The 26,337-nt window shown below is 72.8% G+C and carries 16 protein-coding genes and 1 riboswitch; of the genes, 7 read left to right on the plus strand and 9 right to left on the minus strand.

From position 1 onward, the window contains the following. The first annotated feature begins 40 nt into the window (after positions 1-40). The gene (locus tag ACIQAC_RS12945) at positions 41-916 is read left to right on the plus strand and encodes a hypothetical protein (protein WP_402189903.1); all 876 of its coding nucleotides are present in this window, start codon (positions 41-43) and stop codon (positions 914-916) included. Here ACIQAC_RS12945 and ACIQAC_RS12950 read toward each other — a convergent pair. After that, a complete protein-coding gene (locus tag ACIQAC_RS12950) occupies positions 913-3,006 on the minus strand; it encodes a DUF6350 family protein (RefSeq protein ID WP_402189905.1) in 2,094 nt (697 codons plus the stop codon). The genes ACIQAC_RS12945 and ACIQAC_RS12950 overlap by 4 nt on opposite strands. Positions 3,007-3,102: 96 nt before the next feature. On the opposite strand from ACIQAC_RS12950, the gene ACIQAC_RS12955 reads away from it, so the two are divergent. Next, positions 3,103-4,437, plus strand: a complete 1,335-nt coding sequence (locus ACIQAC_RS12955) for a helix-turn-helix domain-containing protein (RefSeq protein WP_402189907.1) — start codon at positions 3,103-3,105, stop codon at positions 4,435-4,437. A gap of 128 nt (positions 4,438-4,565) precedes the next feature. Here ACIQAC_RS12955 and sucD read toward each other — a convergent pair whose 3' ends face one another. The 6 genes from sucD to ACIQAC_RS12985 all read right to left on the minus strand — a co-directional run bounded on the left by sucD (position 4,566) and on the right by ACIQAC_RS12985 (position 14,210). Further along, on the minus strand, positions 4,566-5,450 hold the full coding sequence (gene sucD, locus ACIQAC_RS12960) for a succinate--CoA ligase subunit alpha (RefSeq protein ID WP_402189910.1): 885 nt from the start codon (positions 5,448-5,450) through the stop codon (positions 4,566-4,568). 27 nt (positions 5,451-5,477) lie between these two features. After that, positions 5,478-6,659 (minus strand): ADP-forming succinate--CoA ligase subunit beta, encoded by a 1,182-nt coding sequence (gene sucC, locus ACIQAC_RS12965; protein ID WP_402189912.1) that lies wholly within the window; start codon positions 6,657-6,659, stop codon positions 5,478-5,480. A gap of 1,366 nt (positions 6,660-8,025) precedes the next feature. Further along, entirely contained in the window at positions 8,026-8,454 is a 429-nt protein-coding gene (locus tag ACIQAC_RS12970) for a hypothetical protein (RefSeq protein ID WP_402189914.1), read from the minus strand. Between the two features lie 948 nt (positions 8,455-9,402). Beyond that, a complete protein-coding gene (locus ACIQAC_RS12975; RefSeq protein WP_402189916.1) occupies positions 9,403-10,566 on the minus strand; it encodes a VWA domain-containing protein in 1,164 nt (387 codons plus the stop codon). Beyond that, positions 10,563-12,995: a DUF5682 family protein gene (locus tag ACIQAC_RS12980; protein WP_402189919.1), complete on the minus strand. Its 2,433-nt coding sequence runs from the start codon at positions 12,993-12,995 to the stop codon at positions 10,563-10,565. The genes ACIQAC_RS12975 and ACIQAC_RS12980 overlap by 4 nt, the downstream gene beginning before the upstream one ends. A 48-nt stretch (positions 12,996-13,043) precedes the next feature. Then, positions 13,044-14,210, minus strand: coding sequence for an AAA family ATPase (locus ACIQAC_RS12985; protein ID WP_402189922.1), 1,167 nt, complete (start codon positions 14,208-14,210; stop codon positions 13,044-13,046). Positions 14,211-14,342: 132 nt separating this feature from the next. Here ACIQAC_RS12985 and ACIQAC_RS12990 point away from each other — a divergent pair, with 132 nt between their 5' ends. Then, positions 14,343-15,704 carry an SWIM zinc finger domain-containing protein gene (locus ACIQAC_RS12990; protein WP_402189924.1) on the plus strand — a complete coding sequence of 454 codons (1,362 nt, stop codon included), beginning with the start codon at positions 14,343-14,345 and terminating at the stop codon, positions 15,702-15,704. Between the two features lie 243 nt (positions 15,705-15,947). After that, positions 15,948-17,570: a DUF5691 domain-containing protein gene (locus tag ACIQAC_RS12995; RefSeq protein WP_402189926.1), complete on the plus strand. Its 1,623-nt coding sequence runs from the start codon at positions 15,948-15,950 to the stop codon at positions 17,568-17,570. 84 nt (positions 17,571-17,654) lie between these two features. Here the strand turns inward: ACIQAC_RS12995 and ACIQAC_RS13000 are convergent, their stop codons facing one another. Further along, complete coding sequence (locus ACIQAC_RS13000; RefSeq protein WP_402189928.1) at positions 17,655-18,077, minus strand: cobalamin B12-binding domain-containing protein; 423 nt, start codon at positions 18,075-18,077, stop codon at positions 17,655-17,657. 688 nt (positions 18,078-18,765) lie between these two features. On the opposite strand from ACIQAC_RS13000, the gene ACIQAC_RS13005 reads away from it, so the two are divergent. After that, positions 18,766-19,638 (plus strand): esterase/lipase family protein, encoded by an 873-nt coding sequence (locus tag ACIQAC_RS13005; RefSeq protein ID WP_402189930.1) that lies wholly within the window; start codon positions 18,766-18,768, stop codon positions 19,636-19,638. Positions 19,639-20,052: 414 nt separating this feature from the next. Continuing rightward, positions 20,053-21,723: a M23 family metallopeptidase gene (locus ACIQAC_RS13010; RefSeq protein ID WP_402189933.1), complete on the plus strand. Its 1,671-nt coding sequence runs from the start codon at positions 20,053-20,055 to the stop codon at positions 21,721-21,723. Between the two features lie 108 nt (positions 21,724-21,831). On the opposite strand, the gene pcrA is transcribed toward ACIQAC_RS13010, so the two are convergent. Beyond that, positions 21,832-24,324, minus strand: coding sequence for a DNA helicase PcrA (gene pcrA, locus ACIQAC_RS13015; RefSeq protein WP_402189935.1), 2,493 nt, complete (start codon positions 24,322-24,324; stop codon positions 21,832-21,834). A gap of 414 nt (positions 24,325-24,738) precedes the next feature. Beyond that, positions 24,739-24,911, plus strand: a riboswitch (cyclic di-AMP (ydaO/yuaA leader). A 7-nt stretch (positions 24,912-24,918) separates the two neighbouring features. Here pcrA and ACIQAC_RS13020 point away from each other — a divergent pair. After that, complete coding sequence (locus ACIQAC_RS13020) at positions 24,919-26,094, plus strand: NlpC/P60 family protein (RefSeq protein WP_402189937.1); 1,176 nt, start codon at positions 24,919-24,921, stop codon at positions 26,092-26,094. Positions 26,095-26,337: the final 243 nt, after the last annotated feature.

The following is a 26,337-nucleotide window of genomic DNA, read 5'->3' on the forward strand; positions in this document are numbered from 1 at the left end:
ATCCGCCAGCCGTAACGACCAAGGGGAAGACGCTCACTTGATGCCGGACCGCAGCCAGCGACTCGTCACGCTCACCCCGCCGTCGGCGCTGGGAGGGCAGCGCAGCGGTGTGCTGCTGCGGGAGCGCCCCACCTCCCCGCCGGACGCCTCCTCGAACCCCGACGGGGGCGGCCAGAACGCCGGGGGGCAGAACGCCGGCGGCCAGAATGCCGGCGGCCAGAACTCCGGTGGCCGGGCCCAGGGCGGCCAGGAGGACAACCCCTTCGCGCCGCCGCCCGAGGGCCGTCCCGACCAGCCCTGGCAGCCGCGGCGCCCCGAGGGCGCGTCCGGCGACGGCTCGCAGGAGGGCGGCGCCCACGGCAGCGGCTCGCAGGGCGGCGGTGACCGCTCGGCCTGGGGCAACCAGTGGAGCGACCACCAGCCCGGCCGCTCCTCCGACGGCGGCTTCGGCGAGCGCCCCGGCCCCGGCGGCCACCCCGAGGGCCCCGGCAATCCGGGCCCCGGCCTGCGCTGGGACCCCACGGACCCCGGCCAGCGCCGCGCTCGGTACGCGCTGCTGAGCGGTATGTGGGCCTTCTTCTTCGCCCTGTTCGCCTGGCCCTACGTGGCCCTGCTGCTCGGCGCCCTCGCCATGTACTGGGCGATCAGCGCCCTGCGCGCCACGCCGCGCCCGCCGGACCCCGACAACCCGGCCCCGCAGACCGCCACGCCCACCAAGCCGCCGACCACCGCGGCGATCACCGGCCTGGTCACGGCGTCCCTGGCCATCGTGCTCGTAGCCGCGTCCTTCGTGGCCCAGCTCGTCTACAGCGACTACTACACCTGCACCAGCGACGCCCTCACCAACGAGGCCCGCCAGTCATGCAGCCAGCTCCTGCCGGAGCAGCTGCGGGGGGTGCTGGGCACGGAGGGTTAGCCGGCCGGGGTTGTCGGGCCGGTCTCTTCGGCCGGGGTCGCGTCGGTCGGGGCCGGGTCCTTCGGGGCCGGGTCCTTCGGGGCCGGGTCCGGGGTGGGGTTGCCGGGCTCGGCGGACGGGGCGGTGGGTTCGCCCGGGTCGGTGGGCCGGGGGTCGGGCCCGGTGTTGCCGGGGGTCGCGGCGTCCGTGTCATCGACCGGCACGTCGGCCGTGACATCGACCGGAACCCCGGCCGGGGGCTCGGCCTGGGGTTCGCCCGGCTCCCCGAGCGTCACCTCGTCCGCCGTCACCTCGTCCGCCTCCGCCTCCGCTTTCGCTTTCGCCTCGGACTCGGCCTCCGCCTCCGCCTCCGCGGTCACCGTCTCCCCGTCCGGCGACGGCCGGCTCCGGCGGCGTTCGAGTTCCTCCAGCGCCACCGGCCGCAGTGCCGCCTCCTTCAGCGCCGCCCAGCGAGCCTCGCGGGCGGCTTCGTCGTGCCAGGCGGTCGGCGGGGGCACGGGTGCGGGCGCGGGCGTCGAGGGGTACGCGGCGGGTGAGGACGTGGGCAACGGCAGGGGTTCCAGGGACGCGGGTCCGGCCGGGACCGCTGGCGGGTCGGCCGGAAGAAGGTCGTACGGCTCGTCGTACGGGGTGTGCGCGGCGTCCCGGGCCTTGAGCGCGGCCTTGTCGCCGTCACCGGCGGGCTTGCCGGGCTTCGGCACCCCGGTGGCCGTCTCCGCGGCCCCGGCCGCACGCTTTCCGCCCCGGAGCCGCCAGCCCCGTACCGCCAGCGCCGTCGGGACCGCCGTCACGGCCGTCCAGGCGACCGCCGCCCCGCCCGTCTGCCACCACACCGGCCCGAAGCTGGACAGCGCGGCCACGCCGAGGGGTCCGCCCGACATCGCGCCGAGCAGGGCGAGGGCGACACCGCAGAGAAGGGCGGCCAGCGCGGTGACACCGACGGTGCGCCCGGCGGGCCAGGGGGACGGTTCCGGCGTCGTAGGGGCCGGCTTGGCCGTCGTACGGGAATCCGGGGGTGTGCCGCGTACCGCCGAGCCCGCCGTGAACCAGCCCAGCGTCAGGCCCGCCGCCAGGGGGATCACCGCCGCCGCCCAGGTCAGAGGCGTGCCGGGCCCGGTGGGCGGGACCGCGGCCAGGAGGGGGAACGGGGGCAGCAGGGGGGCCGGGGCGGAGGCCAGCGGGCCGGCGGCGTGGCCGACGCCGAGGGTGAAGCCGGGGCCGAGGGCGTAGGCGGCGCCCCAGACCGCCGCGTTGGGGACCATGGCGAGGCAGAGCAGCAGTACCGCGAACCGGCCCGACCAGCCCTCCGTCAACTGCTCGAAGGCCACCCGCGCGACCGGCCCGTGCCACATCAACGAGGCCGCCACCAGCAGTGATCCACCGCCGACCAGTACGGCCGTGGCGGCGGCCGCGGCGCGGGCCGCCTCGGCGACGCGGTCCTGCGCGTCCGCCGGCAGGAGCCGGCGGCGCAGGGCGGGCGGGAGGAGCACCAGCGCGCTGTCGACTGGTTCGTGGGGGCGGCCGTACGCCGTCCAGACGCCGGCTCCGGCCGCCACCACCGCGACCAGCGGTACGCAGCCGACCGTCCACGGCCACGAGGGGCGCAGGGCGCCGCCGGTCGCGTAGAGCGCGGCGGTCGTGCCGACGGCGAGGTAGCCGAGGACCACGCCCGTCCATGCCGTACGGGCGGACATCGGGGTGTTGGACTCCGCGGCCCGGTCGACGGCGTCGCGGCCCGCGCGGTGGAGCAGGAAGAGCGGCAGGGCGAGCAGAAGAAGCGGGGTGACGCCGACGGGGGCGGGGACGCCGGTGAGGGTGTCGGCGCGGAGCAGTTCGGCGCCGTGTGCCAACAGCCAGAGCGCGGCGGCGACATGGAGCGCGCCGCCTGGTCCGCTGTCGGGGTAGGGCGAGCTGATCCAGAGCATCATCACCAGTACGGCGAACGAGCCCAGCCCCAACCCGGCCGCGACGGCGCCGCTCAGGAAGCTGGCGACCAGGCCGGGCGAGCGCCCGCGCAGCCGGGCGAGCAGCCGGGTGGGCAGCGGTGAGAACGACGGTGGGCGATCGGTCAGCGGGATCACGCCCGCCATGCTCCCAACGACACGCGCTTTCCCGTCGTAACAGGCGAACCTCCGATGTGTCGCCCAATATGTGTTTATGTACTTTTTCGAGCGAAGGGGCGCGCTGTGACGCAGAGCCCTGCCACTCCGCTCCCTCCGCCGAAGGAATGCCGACGCCTGCGCGAGGCCGCCTCGCTGACGCAGGCTCAGCTCGCCTCGCAGGTGGGCGTCAGCCGCGAGACGGTGCGCGCCTGGGAGAACGGCCGGGTGACACCGCGCGGCCGCAAACGCGACACGTACGCGAAGCTGCTGGCCCGCCTGGCGGGGGAGACGGCGAGGCAGCCGGCGCGCGGGGCGACCAAGTCGAACGCCCGGCCGACGGACGCCACGGCCGCGACGCTCGCCACGGCCGCCGCCACGAACGGCTCCACGGACAACCCCACGACCGACCCCGATATGACGACACGTCAGGAGTCCCCCATGCCCGGACGCGACGGTTCGCTGGTGCTCGGCTACCAGGAGCCGCCGACGCCGGTGCGGCGCGCGTCCCTCGTGCCGGCACCGCCCAGGTCACTGATGCCGGCCGCCCACCAGAGCGTCACGGCGCTCGCCGTGCCGGTGGCCGCCGGCGCCGACCCCGCCGAAACGCCCCCCGTACCCGCGCCCCTGACGCCCCAACAGGCGTTCGACGCCCTGTACGCGTTCTGCGCCCCCGCCCTCGTCCGGCAGGCCTTTCTGCTGTGCGGGCGGCGCGAGCTGGCGCGGGAGTCGGTGGAGCGTGCGTTCCAACACGCCTGGCAGCGTTGGCCCGAGGTCGCCGTGGACCCGGACCCGGCGGGCTGGGTGCGGGCGGCGGCGTACGACTACGCCCTCTCCCCCTGGCACCGCTACCGCCCCCGCCACCGGCACCCGGAGGCCCCGCCCGCCGACGCCGAGGACCGCGCGCTCCTCACCACCCTGCTCCGCCTCCCCCCGCCCCACCGCCGCACCCTGCTGCTCTACGACGGTGTGGGGCTCGGTCTCGCGGAGACCGCGGCGGAGACGGAGGCGAGCACCCCCGCGACGGCGAACCGTCTGATGTGCTCCCGCGAAGCCATCGCCACGCGGCTGCCCGCCCTGTGCGACCCGGTCGTGCTGCACGATCGCCTCGGCCGGCTCGCCGCCGCGGAGCGGCTGCGGGCCGCCAGACCGACCACTGTCCGCCTGGGCAGCGAGCGCCGCGCCCGCTGGTGGACCCGTACGGCCATCGCCTGCACGGTGGCGCTCATCGCCGCCACGTCCCTCACCCTGCGCACGGCCCCCACCCAGTACGAGCCGCCGGTGCCGGCCGGCAAGTCGGTCCGCGGAGTCCCACCGAAAACCGCCCCGGGCCCCCTCTCGGAAGAACAACTGGAACTGAGAGAGGCATTGCGAGAGCAACTTACCTCGGGCCCGCAAAGACTGACACCGGAAGCAAGATAACGGTCCGACCCAGCTGCGGGCAGTCGTGCCGCTGGGGCGGCACAGGTGGGCGCGGCGGCGGGCCGCACAAACGCCGGTGGGCCCGCCCCCACACAGGGAACGGGCCCACCGGCAGTGGTACGGAAGGCTCAGCCGGCCAGAATCTCGCGGGCGAGCTTCGCGGTCTCGGTGGGCGTCTTGCCCACCTTGACCCCCGCGGCCTCCAGCGCCTCCTTCTTCGCCTGGGCGGTGCCCGACGAACCGGAGACGATGGCACCCGCGTGCCCCATGGTCTTGCCCTCGGGCGCGGTGAAACCGGCGACGTAACCGACGACCGGCTTCGTCACGTTCTTCGCGATGAAGTCCGCGGCCCGCTCCTCCGCGTCGCCACCGATCTCACCGATCATCACGATCAGATCGGTGTCGGGGTCGGCCTCGAACGCGGCGAGCGCGTCGATGTGCGTCGTACCGATGATCGGGTCGCCACCGATGCCGACGGCGGTCGAGAAGCCGATGTCACGCAGCTCGTACATCATCTGGTACGTCAGCGTGCCGGACTTCGAGACCAGGCCGATACGGCCCGGCTTGGTGATGTCGCCCGGGATGATGCCGACGTTGGACTGGCCGACGGTGATGATGCCGGGGCAGTTCGGACCGATGATCCGGGTCTTGTTGCCCTTCTTGCCGGCGTACGCCCAGAACGACGCGCTGTCGTGCACCGCGATGCCCTCGGTGATGACGACGGCCAGCGGGATCTCGGCGTCGATCGCCTCGACGACGGCGTCCTTGGTGAACTTCTCCGGTACGAAGATCACGGAGACGTTGGCGCCGGTCTTCTCGATGGCTTCCTTGACGGTCCCGAAGACGGGTACCTCGGTGCCGTCGAAGTCCACGGTCTGACCCGCCTTGCGCGGGTTCACGCCGCCCACGACGTTGGTGCCGTCACCGAGCATGAGCTTGGTGTGCTTCATGCCGGTGGCGCCGGTCATGCCCTGGACGATGACCTTGCTGTCCTTGTTGAGCCAGATAGCCATGGTGTGTTCTGTCCTCGTCCTGAGTGATTACTTGGCGGCGTGGGCCAGCTCGGCGGCCTTGTCGGCCGCGCCGTCCATGGTGTCGACGCGCTGCACCAGCGGGTGGTTGGCGTCGGTGAGGATCTGACGACCCAGTTCGGCGTTGTTGCCGTCGAGGCGGACGACCAGCGGCTTGGTGACCTCGTCACCGCGGTCCGCCAGCAGCTGGAGGGCCTGGACGATGCCGTTGGCGACCTCGTCGCAGGCGGTGATGCCACCGAAGACGTTGACGAACACGGACTTGACGTCCGGGTCGCCGAGGATGATCTCCAGGCCGTTCGCCATCACCTGGGCGGAGGCGCCGCCGCCGATGTCCAGGAAGTTGGCGGGCTTGACGTTGCCGTGCTTCTCACCGGCGTACGCGACGACGTCCAGGGTGCTCATGACGAGACCCGCGCCGTTGCCGATGATGCCGACCTCGCCGTCGAGCTTGACGTAGTTGAGGTTCTTCTCCTTGGCGGCCGCCTCCAGGGGGTTGGCGGCCTCCTTGTCGTGGAGGGCCTCGAAGTCGGGGTGCCGGAACTCGGCGTTGTCGTCCAGGGAGACCTTGCCGTCCAGGGCGATCACGTCACCGGAGACGACCTTGGCCAGCGGGTTGACCTCGACGAGGAGGGCGTCCTCCTTGATGAAGGTGTCCCACAGCGTGACGAGGATGTCCGCGACCTTGCCGGCCACCTCGGCCGGGAACTTCGCGGCCTCGACGATCTCGCGCGCCTTCTCCGGCGTCACACCGTCGATCGCGTCGATCGGGGTCTTGGCAACGGCCTCCGGACGGGTGGCGGCCACCTCCTCGATCTCCATGCCGCCCTCGACGGAGGCGATGGAGAGGAAGGTGCGGTTGGCGCGGTCGAGGAGGAAGGAGACGTAGTACTCCTCGACGATCTCCGGAGCGGTCTCGGCGATCATGACCTTGTGGACCGTGTGGCCCTTGATGTCCATGCCGAGGATGTCCGTCGCACGGGCGACGGCCTCGTCCGGGGTGGCGGCCAGCTTCACGCCGCCCGCCTTGCCGCGGCCACCGACCTTCACCTGCGCCTTGACGACGGACTTGCCGCCAAGCCGCTCGGTGATCTCGCGCGCCGCCTCAGGCGTGTCGATGACTTCACCGGCCAGCACCGGTACATCGTGCTTGGCGAAGAGGTCCCTCGCCTGGTACTCGAACAGGTCCACGCGCTTCCGTCCCTATCAGTGATCTCGCGGTTCGTTGGATGCGTGGGCGTGCCGCGAGGGCAACGTGACGACCGCAGTGTCCGCATGTGTCACAAGGGGTGCGCACACGGTGTCCGAGCGCGCGGCATGTCCGTCTCGCAGGTTATCGCTGCTTCCCAGGGGCCCCTAAATCGAGAGTCACACCTGAGCGGTGATACCCGTCACATGATGCCGCAATCGGTGGCACTCAGTGCCGCGACCTGCCTGCGGCGGCTTGGGGGGGGAGGGCGCCGGGTGAGCGCGGGCGGGGTGGGCCACCTTGCGGCGGGATGCCCTGAGGTGTGGGGGGGGCGAGTGTGCCGGGGTGCCTGGGCGGGGGTCTCGCGTCGGGGCCAGAGGCGGGGGTCTCGCGGGGGGGGGGGGGCGCAGGGGCGGGGGTCTCGCGCGGGGTCGCAGGGACGGAGGTCTCGCGCAGGGGCGCAGGGACGGAGGTCTCGCGCAGGGGCGCAGGGGCGGAGGTCTCGCGCAGGGGGCACAGGGGCGGGGCGCCTTACGGCGGAAGTGGGGACGGGGTGCGTTGAGGCGGAGGGGCCGGGGCCGGAGGCTGAGCGCCGGGGCCGGACGGGGGGCCGGGGCCGGAGGCAGGGGGCGGACGGGTCGGGGCCGGAGGCTGGGCGCCGGGGCCGGACGGGGGGCCGGGGCCGGAGGCAGGGGGCGGACGGGTCGGGGCCGGAGGCTGGGCGCCGGAGCCGGAGGCGGGGGGGGGCGGAAGCGCCGGGGCCGGACGCGGGGCCGGGGCCGAAGGCAGGGGGCGGAGGCAGGGGGCGGAGGCGCCGGGGCCGGAGGCTGGGGTGGAGGCGGGGGCGGAAGCGCCGGGGCCGGACGGGGGGGGGGTGGGAAGCCGCAAGGGGAGTCGGAGCGCGGGATCCCTGAAGTGGGAGGGCCTGAGCTCGGGGCGGAGGCGAGAGCGCGGAGCGTGAGGGGCCGAGGGCGTCAGGCCGCGGGGGCGTGTGGCGGCAAGGGCCTCACCGGGATGGGGTTGACCCGGTGAGGCCCCTTGGGCAGCCCCGGCGGGACCAGGGTGGGTTTCCGGGGGCCGGAGACCCGCCCTGGGGACCACATGAACGGTCCCTGGGGGCCAGAGCCGGACGGTCCCCACCCCAATGGGGACCTCCCGACCCTGATCCGCAGGGCCTGGGCCGGACGAGCCGACGGAGTTCGACCATCCGGGCTTCGGCCCTGCGGAGCTTTGGGCGTTCCTGCGCGCGACGCGCTGGGAGGGAACGGGCACAAGAGGGCACCGAGCGATCGCCCGGGCCAGGTGGCTACGGCCATCCGCAGCACGGAAAGAGGTCCGCACCGGACTCGCGGTGCGCGGAGGTCTCCCCTAACCGGGGAAGACGGGAATGTCCCGGTGCCGTTCCTGGGTGGCGGCGGTGTCGGCCTGCGCGGCCGAGCCCGGCGTCAGACGCACCGGCGTGCGGTACTGCACCGCCACCGCCTGCGCGTCCCCGTGCCGCACCCCACCACCGTCCGCCGCGGAACGGTGACTCAGCACCCCGTCGGCATCCCCCGCCGGCGCCGAGTGCGCCCGCGGGAACGTGACCGCGCCGACCTGGCGCCCACTGCGATGCGCGGGGTCGGCGGACGCGGGGGCCTTGCCGCCGGGGGCGGCGGTGACGGTGACGGCTTCGGCGACGGCGACGGCGACCGAGGTACGGGGCCCGAAGGCGCCGGTCGTCGCGGGCTTGTTCACGGGAGAGGCAGCAGCGCCGTCGTCGTCGGGCGACGAGATGTCCCCTCTGGGAACGGTCACCCCCGGCGTTTCCGGAATCCCGGGAAGTTCCGGATGTCCCGGCAACAACGGCTGCCCGGGCCTTCCCGGCCCCACGGGAAGCTTCGGCAGCAGGGAGAGGATGGGCAGCTTGAGCGAGGGGAGCTGGAGCTCAGGAAGCGAAGGGGCCGACGGAGCCACCGGTTTCACCGGAACCACTGGGCGAGATGACGCCCCATCCCCCGACGGAGTCTGCGGAACTGACGGAATCTGCGGAACCGACGGAGTCTGCGCTCCCGGCAAGCCCGAAGCCCCCCGCACCGCGTCCCGAACCAGGGAATCACCCGCCGCGACAAGGCCCTCGCCCACACCCCGACCCAAGTCACCGCCTCTACGCGCGACTTCGTCGGACCGACCGGCATCCTGCCCCCGACCGGCAAGCAGCCCGTCCGTCAACGCCCGCCCCGCCCGCTTACTCCCCTCAACCCCATGAGTCCCGTGAGACTCCTGAACCGGCTGAGATCCCAGACCCCCCACAACCATCCCCGAAGGCGACGATCCCCTCACCGCCCCTGCCCCCGCCTCCACCGCACCCCCCGGCGACGGACTCGCCTCCGCCCGGCCGCCCCACAACACCCCCAGCACGCACAACCCGCCCACCAGCAGCGTCACTTCCAGCGCGCGTCGCCCCGCCACCGCGCGCAACACGCGCCGCAGGCGCACCGCGGTGGTACCGGACAGGGCTGCTGACCAGGTCAACTGGGGAGGGTCCTCCCATACGGCGGACGGCTCGCGGGGTTGATCGCGACGCGGTGCGCGGCAGGGTGCGGACATGCCGGCCACGGCGCACCGCCGACAAGGCATCGATCCTTGCACGCCCCCTCAGCGGTCGCGCAAGCCCTCCGTTACCGATGGGTACTCATATCCCCTTTCCACCAGACGTCTTACGAAGTCCCCTCTCACCCCGCACAACCCATCCGTGCCCGGTCATCACGTCATGTCCGGTATCGGCAGGGGCCGTTTCTCGATGGCCGCCGCCATGACGTCGGGAAACAGGTCCGGCGTGCACGCGAACGCCGGTGCCCCGAGCGCCGCGAGCGCGGCCGCGTGCTCCCGGTCGTACGCCGGCGCCCCTTCGTCCGACAGCGCGAGCAGCGTCACGAACTGCACCCCCGACGCCCGCATCGCCGCCACCCGCTTGAGCATCTCGTCGCGTATCCCCCCTTCGTAGAGGTCGCTGATCAGCACGACCACCGTCTCCGCGGGGCGGGTGATCCGCGACTGGCAGTACGCCAGCGCCCGGTTGATGTCCGTGCCGCCCCCGAGCTGGGTGCCGAACAACACGTCCACCGGATCGTCCAGTTGGTCGGTCAGATCGACGACCGTCGTGTCGAAGACGACCAGCCGCGTACTGATCGACCGCATCGACGCCAGCACCGCCCCGAACACCGACGCGTACACGACCGACGCCGCCATCGAGCCGGACTGGTCGACGCAGAGCACGACCTCTTTCTTCATCGCCTGGGAGGCCCTCCCGTATCCGACGAGCCGTTCCGGCACGACCGTCCGGTACTGCGGGAGGTAGTGCTTCAGGTTGGCTGCGATCGTGCGGTTCCAGTCGATGTCGGCGTGGCGGGGCCGGCTGACCCGCGCGCTGCGGTCGAGTGCGCCGGTGAGCGCGGCCCGGGTCCGTGTGGCCAGCCGTTTCTCCAGGTCGTCGACGACCTTGCGGACCACCGCCCGCGCGGTCTCCTTCGTGGTCTCCGGCATCGCCTTGTTGAGGGACAGCAGCGTGCCGACAAGATGCACGTCGGCCTCGACCGCCTCCAGCATCTCCGGCTCCAGCAACAGCGTGGACAGCCCGAGCCGGTCGATCGCGTCCCGCTGCATGACCTGCACCACGGACGACGGGAAGTACGTACGGATGTCCCCGAGCCAGCGAGCCACGGACGGCGCCGACGCTCCGAGCCCCGCCGAACGTTCCCTCCCGGCCCGCGCCCTCTCCCCTTTCCCGTAGAGCGCGGAGAGCGCCCCGTCCATCGCGGCGTCCTGCCCGGCCGGCGTGTACCCGGTGCCGTCCGCCGTCTCGCCCCCGAGCACCAGCCGCCAGCGCCGCAGCCGCTCCTGCGCCGGATCCGTCACCCCGTCCGTCATGAGCCCACCCCCAACAGCAGTCGCACCACCGGCACCACGGCGTCCGCCCGGCCACCGTCGAGTCCGCTCCCGAAGCCCGGTGTCCCGGCACCCGCGCCGATCGCCGTCGCCCGCTCTGCCGGGCCGCGCCGGACCAGTTCGCCCAGGGTTCTGCGCACCCCCGCCTCGTACTCCGAGAACGTCCGCCGCAGCAGGGGCAGCACATCCGTGAACGCCTCCGCCGACACCCCCGTCAGCCAGGCGTCGACCAGTCCGAGCAGGCGCTCGTCGTGCACCAGCAGCATGCCGCCCCCGGAGCCGCCTCCGACGAACCCCTCGATCCACGCCGCCGCGTCCCCGGGCGGTGTACCGGGCGACAGCGCGAGCCCCATCAGCCGCGCCGCCCCGTCCTGGTCCAACTGCCCGTCGTCCAGCAGCAACCGCGCCGCCCGGCCCCGGATCACCCCCGGCACGGTGTCCCGCCCGGCCAGCACCGCGAGCACACCACGCCACCGCCCCCGCAACCCGCCCGGCCCCGAAGCACCGGCGACCCCGGAGCCACCCGCCGCCTCCCCGTCAAATGCCTCGGCCCCACCGAACGACCCGCTCCCACCGAGCGATCCGGCCTCCCCCTCCGATCCGGCCTCCCCCTGCGATCCGACCTGCCCTTGCGATCCGACCTCATCGAGCAACGCGACCGCCCCGTGCACCGCGTCCACGTGCCCGCGCATCTCGTCGGCCGCGTCCCGGTCGAGCGCCGCACAGGCCGGCGGGAGGCCGACGAAGACCCGCTCGGCGAGCCCCGCCGCGACCTCGGCCAGCGCCCCGGTGTCCGTGCCGCGCACATCGCCGTACCGCAGGGATCGGACGAGGGCGGGCAGGGCCCGGGCGAGGTGGCCGACGTCGGTGTCGAGGGCCGCACGGTCGGCGAGGATCCGCATCACCGTCGGGAGGGCGTCGGACAGTTCGGCCAGCAGACACCGTTCCGCCAGCGCGGTGACGTCGGCGAGTGCCCGCGCCGCGACCGCGTCCGCCTCCGCCCTTGCGGTCGCCGCCGCAAGCACGGTCGTCCCCCACACCCCGGCCTCGGCGACCCGCACCGCCAACTCCGGCTCCCAGCGCAGCCGCCACGTCTCCCGGAACGTGCCCGTACTCCCCCGCGACTCCGCCGGCTCACCCCACTCCACACCCAGCAGCCGCAGCCGGTGCAGCAGTCTGCTCCGCCCGGCATCGGTCTCCTTGCGCAGATCGAGCTCCAACTCCCGCTCCGCCGCCTCCGGTCGGAGCCGGAGCCTGCGCTGCGACCGGTCCAGGTCCCGCTGGAGAGGGACGGCCGGCGCCGACGACGGCACCTCCCCCAGCTCGTCCCCCACCACCAGCCGGTCCCGCACCAGCGCCAGCGGAACGTCCGAGCCCTCGCACATCACCGCCCGCACCGCGTCGGTCGTCTCGCCGAGCCCCGGCAGCGGCCGCCCCCGCATCACGGCCAGCGTCTCCGCCAGCCGTACCGCCTCGATGACATGGGCCGGCGACACGATCCGGTCCTCCGCGCGCAACAGCCCCGCGACCTTGGCCATCCACCGCTCGACCGGCCGGTCCGGCACCGCGAACAGATGCCCGTACCAGCCCGGCGAGTCGATCCCCGCCCCGTACCCACTGGCCCGCGCCAGCCGGCGATACGTCCACGGCACCCACGTCATCTCCGTCTTGACCTTGGGCAACCCCTTCAGCAGCGCACGGTCCGCGGCGACGGACGACCTCTCCCTCAGCGCCGGGACGTGCCACGCCCCGCACACCACGGCCACGCCCCCGCCGGACTCCCGCTGCGCCGCCCGCACCTGGAGCCGCATGTACGCCTCCCGTACGGGATCCCGGTCGTGGCCCCCGGTGCCGTACGCCTCGCGCAGCGCCCCCATGGCCTCCTCCAGCACGGCGAACGGCGCGAACGCGTCCGCGGCCCCCGCTCCCCGGTGCTCGACGACGTCCTCCCACCACCGCTCGGGATCGTCGTGGCCGGCGACCTCGGCAAGCACCGCGAGCGGATCGACCCGGACGTCGAGGTCCGGTCCTGCCTCGCCGAGGGTCTGCTCCCGGGCCAGGGTGTGTGTGGCCGGCAGGTCGATGAAGCGGGCCGGGGTCCTGTGCTCCACCGCCCAGCGCAGGGCGATCCACTCCGGGGAGAACTCGGCGAGCGGCCAGAACGCCGAGCGGCCCGGTTCGTCCACGGCATGGGCGAGCAGGGCGACCGGCGGTCGCATCTCCTCGTCGCCGACCAGTGGGATCAGCGCGTCCGCCTCGGGCGGGCCCTCGACGAGCACCACCCGCGGCCGGGCCGCGTCCAGCGCCGCCCGCACCGCCCGCGCGGACCCCGGCCCGTGGTGGCGCACCCCGAGCAGCAACGGCTCGGCACCGGCCCCGGGCACTCCTGTCCCGTCGTCAGCATCCGTCATCTCGTCCCCCGTCGCCGCCGGTGAACGGCCACCCCGTGTCGTCGTTGTTCATGCGCCGACCTCCCGGCAGGCCCGGTAGAAGTCCGTCCAGCCGTCACGCTCGCGGACCACCGCCTCCAGGTACTCCTGCCAGACGACCCGGTCCGCCGCCGGATCCCGGACCACGGCCCCGAGGATGCCCGCCGCGACATCGCCGGCCCGCAGGATGCCGTCGCCGAAGTGGGCGGCGAGGGCGAGGCCGTTGGTCACGACGGAGATGGCCTCCGCGGTGGACAGCGTGCCGCTGGGCGACTTCAGCTTCGTACGGCCGTCCGACGTGATCCCGTCGCGCAGTTCACGGAAGACGGTCACGACCCGGCGGATCTCGTCGACGCCGTCGGGCACGGCCGGCAGATCGAGGGACCGGCCGAGCTGGTCGACGCGCCGGGAGACGATGTCGACCTCGGCGTCGACGCTCTCCGGCAGCGGCAGCACCACCGTGTTGAAGCGGCGGCGCAGCGCGCTCGACAGGTCGTTGACCCCGCGGTCCCGGTCGTTGGCCGTCGCGATGAGGTTGAAGCCCCGGACGGCCTGCACCTCAGCGCCCAACTCCGGTATCGGCAGCGTCTTCTCCGACAGGATGGTGATGAGCGAGTCCTGCACATCGGCCGGGATCCGGGTCAGCTCCTCGACGCGGGCCGTCATCCCCTCCGCCATGGCCCGCATGACCGGGCTGGGCACGAGGGCGGCGCGGCTGGGGCCGTTGGCGAGCAACTGCGCGTAGTTCCAGCCGTACCGGATGGCTTCCTCCGGTGTGCCCGCCGTGCCCTGCACCAGCAGGGTCGAGTCACCGCTGACCGCCGCGGCGAGGTGCTCGGACACCCAGGTCTTCGCCGTGCCGGGCACGCCGAGCAGGAGCAGGGCCCGGTCGGTGGCAAGCGTGCTGACGGCGACCTCGACTATGCGGCGCGGACCCACGTACTTCGGTGTGATCACCGTGCCGTCGGGCAGGGTGCCGCCGAGCAGATAGGTCGCCACCGCCCACGGCGACATCTTCCAGCGCGCCGGCCGCGGCCGGTCGTCCTGCCCGGCCAGCGCCGCGAGTTCGGCCGCGAAGGCCTCCTCGGCGTGCGGCCGCAGCACGTCCTCCGCGGACGCTCCCGACACTCCCCCGCCCTCTCCCACAGCCTGCTTCCCCCTCGGATCGGTGGACATCGCCTCGACGGACACGGACATGGCTGAGACCCCCTCCGGCTCGGCCGGTTCGCTTCTGGACCAACCGTGCACCACGCCACTGACAATCCGTTCCGACCTGCGCAAACGCGCTCGCCGGACCGATTGTCAGTGGGGGGATCTACCTTCGATGACATGACTGAGCAGGGGGTGCGCCTGACGGCGGACCAGGTGCTGGCCCTGGCACCTGACCCGGCGTCACGCAAAGCGGGCAGCAAGCTCGGCACGGCCGGTCCGTGGACCGGGGCGGGCAGTTCCGACGAGGGGACGGTATGGGGACTGTGCAAGGGCAGCGGCAGCACGCCGTATCAGACGGTCGTCGACATCGCGGACGCCTCCGGGCCCGCGTACAAGTGCAGTTGCCCGAGCCGCAAGTTCCCGTGCAAGCACGCGCTCGGGCTGCTGCTGCTCTGGGCCGACGAGGACCCGGTGGTGGGGACGGGGAGCCCGGCACCGGACTGGGTCCAGCAGTGGACGGAGGGGAGAAGAGAACGCGCCGCGGAGGAGAGGGCAGGGGCGGCGGGCCCGGCCGGCAACTCCCCCGCGGATCCCGAGGCGGCACGGCGGCGGGCGGAGCGCCGGGCCGAGCGGGTCACCGCGGGTGCGACCGAGTTGGAGCAGCGCCTCGCCGATCTGCTGCGCGGCGGCCTGGCCTCGGCGGAGCAGGCGGGCTACGGGCTGTGGGAGGAGACCGCCGCCCGTATGGTCGACGCCCAGGCGCCCGGACTGGCGTCGAGGGTGCGGGAGTTGGGGGCCGTCCCGGCGTCCGGGCCCGGCTGGCCGGTGCGGCTGCTGGAGGAGTGCGCGCTGCTCCACCTCCTCGACCGGGGCTGGCTGAGGCGTGAGCTGCTTCCGGACGGCCTGGCCGCCACGGTCCGCTCCCGCGTCGGCCTGCCCACGTCCGCCGCCGGACCAGCGATACGGGACCACTGGCTGGTCCTCGCCCAGTACGACACGGTGGACCCGAAGCTGACGACCCGCCGTATCTGGCTGTACGGCACCGACTCGGACCACACCTTCGTGCTCCTCTCCTACGGCGCGGCCGGCCGCGCCCCGGAGCTTGCGATGCCGGTCGGCCTCACCCTGGAGGCCGAACTCTCCGCCTACCCGGGCGCACACCAGCTGCGGGCCGCGCTCGGCGAGCAGTTCGCGCCCCCGACAGCAACCTCCGTACGCCCGCGAGGCCTTACGCCGTCCCAGGCCACGGCCCGCTACGGCGACGCGCTCCGGCACGACCCCTGGCTGGACTCCGTCCCCGTGACGCTGGACCACGTCATACCCACACCGGACGGCGACTCCTGGCAACTGGCCCACGTGGAGGACAGCACGGCCCTGCCCCTCACCCCGGCGGCCCGGACCCGCCCCGGCCTCTGGCGCCTCGTCGCCCTGTCCGGCGGCGCACCGGTCAAGGTCTTCGGCGAGTGCGGCCACCAGGGCTTCAACCCCCTGACGGCCTGGCCGGAGGGCCGGGGGGAGGCAATAGCGCTCACCACCTGACCACGTCACATCGCCGCATCGCCACTCCCGGTTCGCCCGGCCTCCCGGCCCAACTCCCGTCAAGCCCCCACCTCTCCACCGAAGCCACCCCCGCTTGACGGCACCCCGCCCGACGCCACCGCACGACACCCCACTTCACGGCAACGCGACCCACAGCACCGCACAACGCACAGACACAACGCACCGGCACCGGCCCACACCCGCACCCGCACCCGCACCCGCACCCGCACCAGAAAGGACCACATGACCAGCCCCTCCGCCCCCGCCGACCCGACGTCCTCGCCCGTCTGGGAGGACCTCGTCACCACGGCCCTTCTGGGCACGGACCGCCGGACCCCGCAGGGATCCGCCCCCGGCCGGGAGGCGCCGGCCGCCCTGCTGGACGCGGCAGCCCTGGAGACCGTAAGACGGCGGGCCGGGCTGCGACCCGCGCGGGCGGCGCGGCGCCCGGAGCCCGCTCCGGAGGACCCACGCCCCCCGCTTCCGCCACGCGCGGCCCGGCGCCTGGGCCTCCTGCTGGCCGACCGCCCCGGCACGGGTGGCGGGAGTCGCAGAGGCACCGCCCCCGATCTGATGGAGCTGCTGCCCCAGTGGCTCGCGGCGGCGAACGAGCACGGCTACGCGGCGCCCCCGGAGGCGCTGCCCGCCCTGCTGGACGCGGCCAGGGGACGTACGGATCTGCGGCCGGCAGCGCTGGCGTTCGCGGGGAAGCGGGCGCTGTGGCTGGCGCGGCTCAACGCGGACTGGCGGTTCGCGCTGCGCTCCACGCCGGGCGGCGGCACGGCGTTGCCGGACCTCGACGACGAGGAGCGCATCCGACTGCTCTGGCAGGAGGGCCTGTTCGCCGAGCGGGTCGCTCTTCTGGCGTCCATACGGTCCCGCAGACCTGCCGCCGCGCGGGAGCTGCTCGCGGCGACCTGGCCCACCGAGCGGGCCGAGGACCGGCTGATGTTCCTGGACTCGCTGCGGGTGGAGCTGGGCGACGAGGACGAGCCGTTCCTGGAGCAGGCGCTGTCCGACCGGAGCCGCAATGTGCGCTCTACGGCGGCGGAGTTGCTGTCGGCGCTGCCCGGCTCGGCACTCGCCGCGCGGATGGCGGTCCGGGCGGGGGCGTGCGTGGCCATCGACCGTACGCGCCAGGCGCCGACGATCGTGGTCGAGGCGCCGCACGAGTGCGACGCGGGTATGGAGCGGGACGGTGTGGTGCCCAAGGCGCCGGCAGGCCGGGGGGAACGGTCTTGGTGGTTCGGGCAGTTGGTGGAGGCCGCGCCCCTCGCGACCTGGGCGGGCCGGCTGGGCGGTCGTACACCGCGGGAGATCCTGGCACTGCCGGTGACCGACGACTGGCGGGGCGAACTGCACGCCGCGTGGTGCCGGGCGGCCGTACGGCAGCGGGACGCGGTGTGGTCGCGGGCGCTGCTCGGCGTGCCGTCCGCGCCCGAGGCGGGTGGGCCGGGCGCGGTGTCGCTGGCCGAGCGGGCCCGGCTGCTCGGCACGCTGGAGGCGGACGCGCGGGCGGAGTGGGTGGCGGGGTTCATCGCGACGCACGGACTGTCGGAGGCGTTTCAGCTGCTCGGCGTCTGTGCGGTGCCGTGGTCGGGCCCGCTGGGCCGGGCGGTGGTGGACGCCCTCAACATCGCGCGGGACGCGGGGAGTTATCCGTGGAGCTTCAGTGGGGTGATGGGGCTGGCCGAGCGCTGTCTCGATCCGGCGGAGGCAAGCCGCCTCGACGGGCTGATGGCCGTGCCGGAGGAGGCGGAGGACGCGTCACCGGGCGCGGGCGGCTACTGGGCGGAGGCGTTCCAACGCCTGGTCACCACACTGCGGTTGCGCGCGGCGATGGCGGAGGAGCTGGCCAGGGCATAGGCGGGAGCCTGCCTCCGGACAACGGGCCTCGGGACTACGAGCCTCGGTACAGCGGCCCTCGGTACAGCGGGCAGCGCCCGGCGCTCAGCCTCCGGAAGCCGCCGGCTGTCGGACGTTCGCCTTCACCCAGTCCACGATCGCCGTCGTCGTCGCCCCGGGGGTGAAGATCGCCGCGACCCCCTTCGACTTCAGCTCGGGGATGTCCTCCTCGGGGATGATCCCACCGCCGAAGACCTTGATGTCCGCCGCGTCGCGCTCCTTGAGCAGTTCGATCACTGCCGAGAAGAGCGTGTTGTGGGCGCCGGAGAGGATCGAGAGCCCGATCGCGTCGGCGTCCTCCTGGATCGCGGTGGCGACGATCTGCTCGGGCGTCTGGTGCAGCCCGGTGTAGATGACCTCCATACCGGCGTCGCGCAGCGCCCGCGCGATCACCTTGGCGCCCCGGTCGTGGCCGTCGAGCCCCGGCTTGGCCACCACCACGCGGATCGGACCGGCTGCCACACCCATCACTGCCTCCATGAAGCGAAGTCATCCATCCGTACCGACATCGATACCGGCATCCGTACCGGCACCGGCACCGAACCCGGCACCAGATCCGTTCCCGGGACCGGTCCCGGCCCCGTTCCCGGTCCCGGTCCCGACAAGTACCGCACACAACAGATATGCCGCACATCCGTCCGGTACCACACAACTGTTCCGCGCGCATTCCGGCCCGCTGGACGGGGGGAAGTGAACGAACGTTATCTCCAGCATCCCGCAACCGGCAGTTTCGCGGTCGCGACCGAGGGGGAAATCACACATGGGACACATTCACAGTGCGTCGTTCCAGCGCTCCGCGGCCTGTCGGCCGCAGGCGTCCGCGGTTCAGGGACCGTGGCGGGACGGCACGCAGCGGGAGCCGCACCGAGGTCGTCGCACCACCGCGCCGCAGGCCGCGCGACGTGGTGGTGCGACGGCATCGACGTAGGCGCGAAAGGCACGCAGGGCAGGCAGGGCACGACAGCGGGGAGCTTCGTCGCCACACCGGCAGGGGAGCCTCGTCGCAGCACCGGCGCCGTACCGGCGCCGTACGTGCCACCGGCCGTACCCACCCCCGCGCCCCTTCGCGCACACCGTCGATGACCCTCCGCGCGGCTGCCCATGAGGGCACACGGGGGACAGAGCCGTCCTCCGGTGTGCCGACGGGAGGTCGGCCATGAAGATCACCGACGTGCTGCTGCCCTTTCAACCGCTGTGCCGGCTGCTCCCCAGCAGTCTGGCCGGACTCTCCATGACCCTGCTGAAGGCGACGGCGCTCGACCTCGCGATCCTCGCGGGCCATCTCCTCCTCTATCCGTCCGGCATCGTCCAGGAGCGCCGCTCCCCCGCCCCGGCCCTGCCGGAAGGCGCCGCACAGCTGCCGACCGGGGCGAAACCGCCGGTGGTCCTGGTGCACGGCTTCATCGACAACCGTTCCGTCTTTGTACTGCTGCGCCGGTCCCTCGCCCAGCACGGCGGGCAGCAGGTGGTGTCGCTCAACTACTCGCCGCTCACCTGCGACATCCGCAGCGCGGCCGAGCTGCTGGGCCGGCACATCGAGGACATCTGCGAGCGGACGGGCAGCCGGCGGGTCGACATCGTCGGACACAGCCTGGGCGGACTGATCGCGCGGTACTACGTCCAGCGCCTCGGCGGCGACCTGCGGGTGCGCACGCTGGTCACCCTCGGCACACCGCACTCCGGCACCCGCGTGGCCCCGCTGGCCGACGCGCACCCGATCGTGCGCCAGATGCGCCCCGGTTCCGAGGTGATCGAGGAGCTGACGCGTCCGGCACCCGGCTGCCGTACGCAGTTCGTCAGTTTCTGGAGCGACCTGGACCACGTGATGGATCCGCTGGAGACGGCGTGCGTCGACCACCCCGATCTGCTCGCGCAGAACGTACGGGTGAGCGGCATCGGCCATCTCGCGCTGCCCGTGCACCCGGCCGTCGCGAACGGGATACGCCAGGCCCTCGACAACACGCCCGAGAACGCATCCGAGTCGGCCGCCACCCCGGCCCGCGCCGGCGGCGGACTCACCGTGGCCTGAGGGCGACTCCACCGCCGCCCGACCGACCCAAAAGCCGCGCGAGAGACCTCCGGCGCCCCGTCCGAGCGCGCCCGGCGCCCGCTCCGAGCGCCTCCGGGCACCCCCGCCCGCCCGGCGCACCCGGGAACCCGGCCCCGTCCTGACCCAGCGTGATCCGCCGACTCGGCCGCGTGACCAGCGGAAAGTCACAACATCCGGCCCGCGCGGCCGACTTGTGACGCCGTAATGGACGGCCCAATATCGAACAATCTTCGAACACAAAGCCAAACTCGCGTCCGTGCTCCCCCGAAACACGGCCGAATGCCCGTTTCCCGCGCACGGGAAACCTGCGGAAGATTGTCGTGCCCGCGTACTGCCGGGTACAGTCACCGCACTGCTCTGCCAGCCCCTGTTGTCGAGGCGAAAGAGAAGTTGGTGAACGACCGTCACCCGTCGGGGACCATGACCACCCCGGCCCCGGCTTCCGAAGCCGCTTCGACGCAATACGCGTCATATGGCACACAGGGAGCCCCGTACGGCGACTTCACCACATATGACGGCCACCAGGCCAACGGTTTTGACACCGCCGCGGCTCCCACCGCCAGCTTCGCCACGGACCCCCTCTTCGGCGACATGCCCGCGAACGGCCACGGCACCGGCTCGTACGACGCGGCCCAGTGGTCCACCGGCAGCCACCAGACGCTGCATCAGGACCCGTACGCGGCCCAGCACATGACCGGCTACGACACCGGTGGCTACGACTCGACCGCCTGGTCCGACGGCTACCAGCAGCTCGCCGCGGTTCCCCCGCAGGCCGCGCCCGCCGACGGCAGCGGCCAGTGGGACGCGAACGCCTGGCTCCAGTCCGACCAGACCGCCGCCCCCGCCGACGCGACCCAGCACTGGGAGTGGGGCACACAGGCCTTCGACACCGGCGCCTACGACGCCACGCAGTGGAACTCCGGTGCCACGGACCAGAGTCCGGCCGGCGACGAGTACCAGCAGCAGCCGTCCGAGTACCACCAGCCCGACGGCCACGGTCACGGCCACCAGCCCGACGGCCACGCTCAGCAGGACGGCGGCTACGGCGAGCAGGACCGCGGGTACGGCGACCAGGACGGAAGCTACGGCGACGACGCCGGCTTCCACCAGCAGGACGACCACCACCTGCGCGACGTACCGTTCCATGAACAGGCGACGGCCACCTTCGAGCAGGTCGGCCACGACGACGCCCACGGGGAGCACGACCGGACCGCCTCCGCCGAGGGCGAGTTGGCGAGCACCGGTGAGCTGCCCGCCCTCTCCCTCCTGGACGACCAGGAGGAGGTCGGCCCGGTCCCGGGCTCCCGTACCGCGGCGCGCAACGCGTCCCGTTCCCGCCGCCGCGCCCCCGCCAAGCGTTCGGCCCTGCTGACGGTCGCGGTTCCCTCGGCCTGTGTCATGGGAGTGGCCGGCATCGCCGCCGCCTCCGTCGGTTCGATCACCGACGACACCAAGGAGGCCACGACCACCGCGGCCGACGCGCAGCCGGTGAAACCGTCCGCCGCCAACAACAAGCTCGACACCCAGCTCGCCAGCCTCACCGCGGAGGCCGGCGACTTCGCCGACCGGGCCAGCCGGACGCAGGAGCGCATCGACCTCAAGGCGGAGCAGGCGGCCGAGAAGAAGCGCGCGGCGGAGGAGGCGGCCCGCAAGGAGCGGCTGCGCCCGAAGTTCGCGCTTCCGGTCGCGCAGCACGGCCTCAGCGCGTACTACGGCCAGGCCGGCATCAACTGGATGTCCGTGCACAGCGGTGTCGACTTCCCGGTCTCCTACGGCACCACGGTGATGGCCGCGACCGACGGCACCGTCCGCACCCAGTGGAACTCCGCCTACGGCAACATGATGATCGTGACGGCGATGGACGGCACGGAGACCTGGTACTGCCACCTCTCCACGTACCAGGTGGCCTCCGGTACGACCGTCAAGGCCGGCGATCCGATCGCCTACTCCGGCAACTCCGGCAACTCGACCGGCCCGCACCTGCACTTCGAGGTACGGCCCGGCGGCGGCTCGGCCATCGACCCGCTGAGCTGGCTGCGCAGCCACGGACTCGACCCGACGTAACCGGACGGACCGCGCGGCTTGCGGTTCGCCGTACGACGCGCCGCCCGGAGACTGTCATCCCCGGACGGACTCCTCCCTCGTCGACTTCCGCTTCCGCTTCCGCTTCCGCTACAGCTTCTCCACCGGCGCGTACCGCAGCAGCAGCCGCTTCGGCTTGGTGTCCCCGAAGTCGATCGTCGCCTCGGCGTTGCCCCCGTCGCCCTTCACGGCGACCACCGTGCCGAGGCCGAACTGGTCGTGTGTCACACGGTCCCCGACGGTCAGTGAGACCACCGGCTTCTCCGCCGTCCTGCGGGTGGCGAAGCCCGAGGCGCCGGAGGCCGAGGAGCGCGAGCGGGACGAGGACAGCGAGGCCGCCACGCCCGAGACCGGGCCGGAGGAGACGGGAGCGGTGGCACCCGTGCGCTTCCAGTCCACGTGCACCGGCGGAATCTCTTCCAGGAACCGGGAGGGCGGGTTGTACGACGGCTGCCCCCAGGCGCTGCGCATCGCGGACCGCGTGAGGTAGAGCCGCTCCCGCGCGCGCGTGATGCCGACGTAGGCGAGGCGGCGCTCCTCCTCCAGCTCCTTGGTCTGGCCGAGGGCGCGCATGTGCGGGAACACGCCGTCCTCCATGCCGGTGAGGAACACGACCGGGAACTCGAGGCCCTTGGCGGTGTGCAGGGTCATCAGGGTGATGACGCCGTCGCCGTCCTCCTCGTCGGGGATCTGGTCGGAGTCGGCGACGAGCGCGACCCGCTCCAGGAACTCGGAGAGGCTGCCCGCGGTCTCGCCCTCGCCGGCCTCCTGCTCGAACTCCAGGGCGACGGCGGCGAGTTCCTGGAGGTTCTCGATCCGGGTCTCGTCCTGCGGGTCGGTGGAGGCCTGCAACTCGGCCAGATAGCCCGTGCGTTCGAGGACGGCCTCCAGGATCGTCGCCGGTCCGGCGCCGGACTCGACGATCGTACGGAGGTCCTCCATCAGCGTGTTGAACCGCTTCACGGCGTTCGTCGACCGCGCGGCCATGCCGTACGCCTCGTCGACCCGCTTCAGCGCCTGCGGGAAGCTGATCCTCTCGCGCTGGGAGAGCGCGTCGATCATGGCCTCCGCGCGGTCGCCGATACCGCGCTTGGGGACGTTCAGGATCCGGCGCAGCGGCACCGAGTCCTCGGGGTTGGCGAGCACCCGCAGGTAGGCCAGGACGTCCCGGACCTCCTTGCGCTCGTAGAAGCGGACGCCGCCGACGACCTTGTAGGGCAGGCCGACGCGGATGAAGATCTCCTCGAAGACACGGGACTGGGCGTTCGTACGGTAGAAGACCGCCACATCGCCCGCCTTGGCGTCGCCCGCGTCCGTGAGGTGGTCTATCTCCTCGGCGACGAACTGTGCCTCGTCGTGCTCGGTGTCCGCGACATAGCCGGTGATGCGCGCGCCCGCGCCCGCGTTGGTCCACAGGTTCTTGGGGCGGCGGGACTCGTTGCGCTCGATGACCGCGTTGGCGGCGGTGAGGATCGTCTGGGTGGAGCGGTAGTTCTGCTCCAGGAGGATCGTCGTCGCGTTCGGGTAGTCCTCCTCGAACTGGAGGATGTTGCGGATCGTCGCGCCGCGGAAGGCGTAGATCGACTGGTCGGCGTCACCGACCACGCAGAGCTCGGCGGGCTGGAGGTCGTCCTCGCGCGGCGGTACGTCGAGGTCCTCGGCGGCCCGCTCGCCCGTGCCGACCAGCTCGCGCACCAGCGTGTACTGGGCGTGGTTGGTGTCCTGGTACTCGTCGACGAGGACGTGCCGGAAGCGGCGGCGGTAGTGCTCGGCGACGTCCGGGAACGCGCGCAGGAGGTTGACCGTCGTCATGATCAGGTCGTCGAAGTCGAGGGCGTTGGCCTCGCGCAGGCGCGACTGGTAGAGCGCGTACGCCTGGGCGAGGGTCTTCTCAAAACCGTCCGTGGCCTGTGCGGCGAAGTCCTCCTCGTCGATCAGCTCGTTCTTCAGGTTGCTGATCTTGGCGCTGAAGGACTTGGGCGGGTAGCGCTTGGGGTCGAGGTCCAGGTCGCGGCAGACCAGGGCCATCAGACGCTTGGAGTCGGCGGCGTCGTAGATCGAGAACGACGACGTGAAGCCGAGCCTCTTGGACTCCCGCCGCAGGATGCGCACACAGGCGCTGTGGAAGGTCATCACCCACATCGCGTTCGCGCGCGGGCCGACGAGGTGCTCGACGCGCTCCTTCATCTCACCGGCGGCCTTGTTGGTGAAGGTGATCGCGAGGATCTGGCCGGGGTGGACGCTCCGCTCGGCGAGCAGGTACGCGATGCGGTGGGTGAGCACACGCGTCTTGCCGGAACCGGCGCCGGCCACGATGAGCAGCGGGGAGCCGGAGTGGACGACGGCGGCCCGCTGGTTGTCGTTCAGCCCGTCCAGGAGGGCTGCCGCGTCGAGGGCCGGGCGCGGGGCACCGTCGCGGTAGTACGCCTCCCGGTCCGGTGGCGCGTCGAACTTCCCGCCGAACAGATCGTCCGGAACCTGCTCCGGTGCATGATCGTCCTCGGGGGGCGGCGGGGGCTCCTCCGCATGGGCCCGCGGGGCCTGGAGGTCCGCCAGGAAGCTGTCGTCAAAGAGGCTGCTCATCGCTCTCCGAGTCTAGGGCGCCCCACTGACAGCCCGCGGCCACCCCGGGAACATCCCCCGTCGGCGGGTGGGGGACCGTACGGTTCCGGCCTGTGGCCGGGCTTCACCGCGGACACTCACGCGGTCACGTTCCGTAGCGATCGACGGATCCCCGTTGTGGCTGGCCGGAGCGTCGCGCGGCGCGTCGGTCCGGAAACCCGCAGCAGGAGGCGTCGTACACGAAGATCACTAAACAACGCACACTTCGGACAACTCACCGCACAACAGTCCGCATTGACCACGCAGCGCGACACTCGAACAGAAAGGTCACGAAAATGTATCGGGCATATCGCCCACCAACCTTCACAGGCGGCACACGAGTTGGCTACCGTTCGCTCAGGCCGAACGACCCCCACCGGCGAACGTCGCCGGGCCGTCCCGCCTCCGCCGAGTCCGGTGCGCCCACGTGGCAGCCGGAGCCGGGGACCCACCGAACTCCGGGGTGAATCGGTCCGAACTCCCACTGGGGAGCGGACCGTAGGGCAACCCTTCCGAACCACCCGCCCGAACCCGACAGCTAACCCGGTAGGCGGCCCATGGAAGGAGTCGCCTCCTTTGGCGTCGCACCGCAAGTCGCGCCCCACGGGCGCGCGCGTGGCAGGCATACGCACCCCCGCCCTCGCCACGGCTGCCCTGACCTCCGTCGCCCTGCTCTCCCAGACGGCCAACGCCGCGCCCGAGGACGACAAGCCGAGCCTTGAGGAAGTCGAGAAGAAGGTCGACGACCTCTACCGCCAGGCCGAGTCGGCGACGGAGAAGTACAACTCCGCCAAAGAGAAGACGTCGAAACAGCGCAAGCAGGTCGACACGCTCCTCGACGACGTGGCCCAGCGGACCCAGAAACTGAACGACGCGCGCGAGGAGCTGGGCTCGTACGCCGCGGCCCAGTACCGCAGCGGGGCCTCCGTCCCCGACACCGCGACCTTCATGCTCGCGGACTCGCCGCAGGACTACTTCGACCAGACCCAGCTCATGGACCGGCTGACCGGCCGCCAGCAGGACGCGGTCGACGAGTACTTCACCCAGCAGTCCGAGACGATGGAGAAGCGTCAGGCGGCCAGTGAAGGCCTGGAGACGCTCACCGAGACGCAGGGCGACCTCAAGACGGCCAAGGCGACCGTCCAGAGGAAACTCGCCGACGCCCGGCAGCTGCTGTCGGAACTGACCGCCGAGGAGAAGGCGCGTCTCGCGGCGATCGAGAAGCAGAAGCAGGCAGAGGCCGACCGCAAGGCGGCGGAGCTCGCCCAGCAGCAGGCTGAGGACCAGCGCCGCCAGGAAGAGACGGCCCAGCAGCAACAGCAGGAGAGCGACTCCACGGGCTCCTCGTCGGGCTCGACCGGCTCGGAGTCCACGCCGACCGACGGCTCGTACACCGCCAAGGCGGAGAAGGTGCTGGCGTTCGCCCGCGCGCAGGCCGGCAAGCCGTACGTCTGGGGCGCCACCGGCCCCGGCTCCTACGACTGCTCCGGCCTCACCCAGGCCGCGTGGAAGGCCGCCGGGGTCGACATCCCGCGCACCACCTACGACCAGGTGAACGCCGGCACCACGGTGTCCGTCGCCGCCGCCCAACCCGGTGACCTCGTCTTCTTCTACGACGACGTCACCCACGTCGGCATCTACATCGGCAACGGCATGATGATCCACGCCCCGAAGCCGGGCACGTACGTGCGCGAGGAGTCGATCTACTACGACGGCGAGTCGGCGATCCACAGCGTGGTGAGGCCGGCCTGAGACGGGGGCGCGCGGTAGTGCGGCCCGCCTAGGAGTCACCGTGCGCCGGGGGCGCGTGTCTGAGGACACGCGCCCTTTGTCGTTGCAGACCGTCCGGTGTCCCGGCGGCACTCCGCCGTCCCGGCGGGCCGCCGCGTCCGGTGGGCTTCCATGTCCGGTTGGCCGCCGCGTCCAGTGGTCCCGCACGTCCGGTAAGCCTGCACGTCCGGTGGGCTTCCACGTCCGGTGGGCCGCCGCGTCCAG

It is taken from the genome of Streptomyces sp. NPDC088387 (assembly GCF_044753385.1).
Lineage (GTDB): Bacteria > Actinomycetota > Actinomycetes > Streptomycetales > Streptomycetaceae > Streptomyces.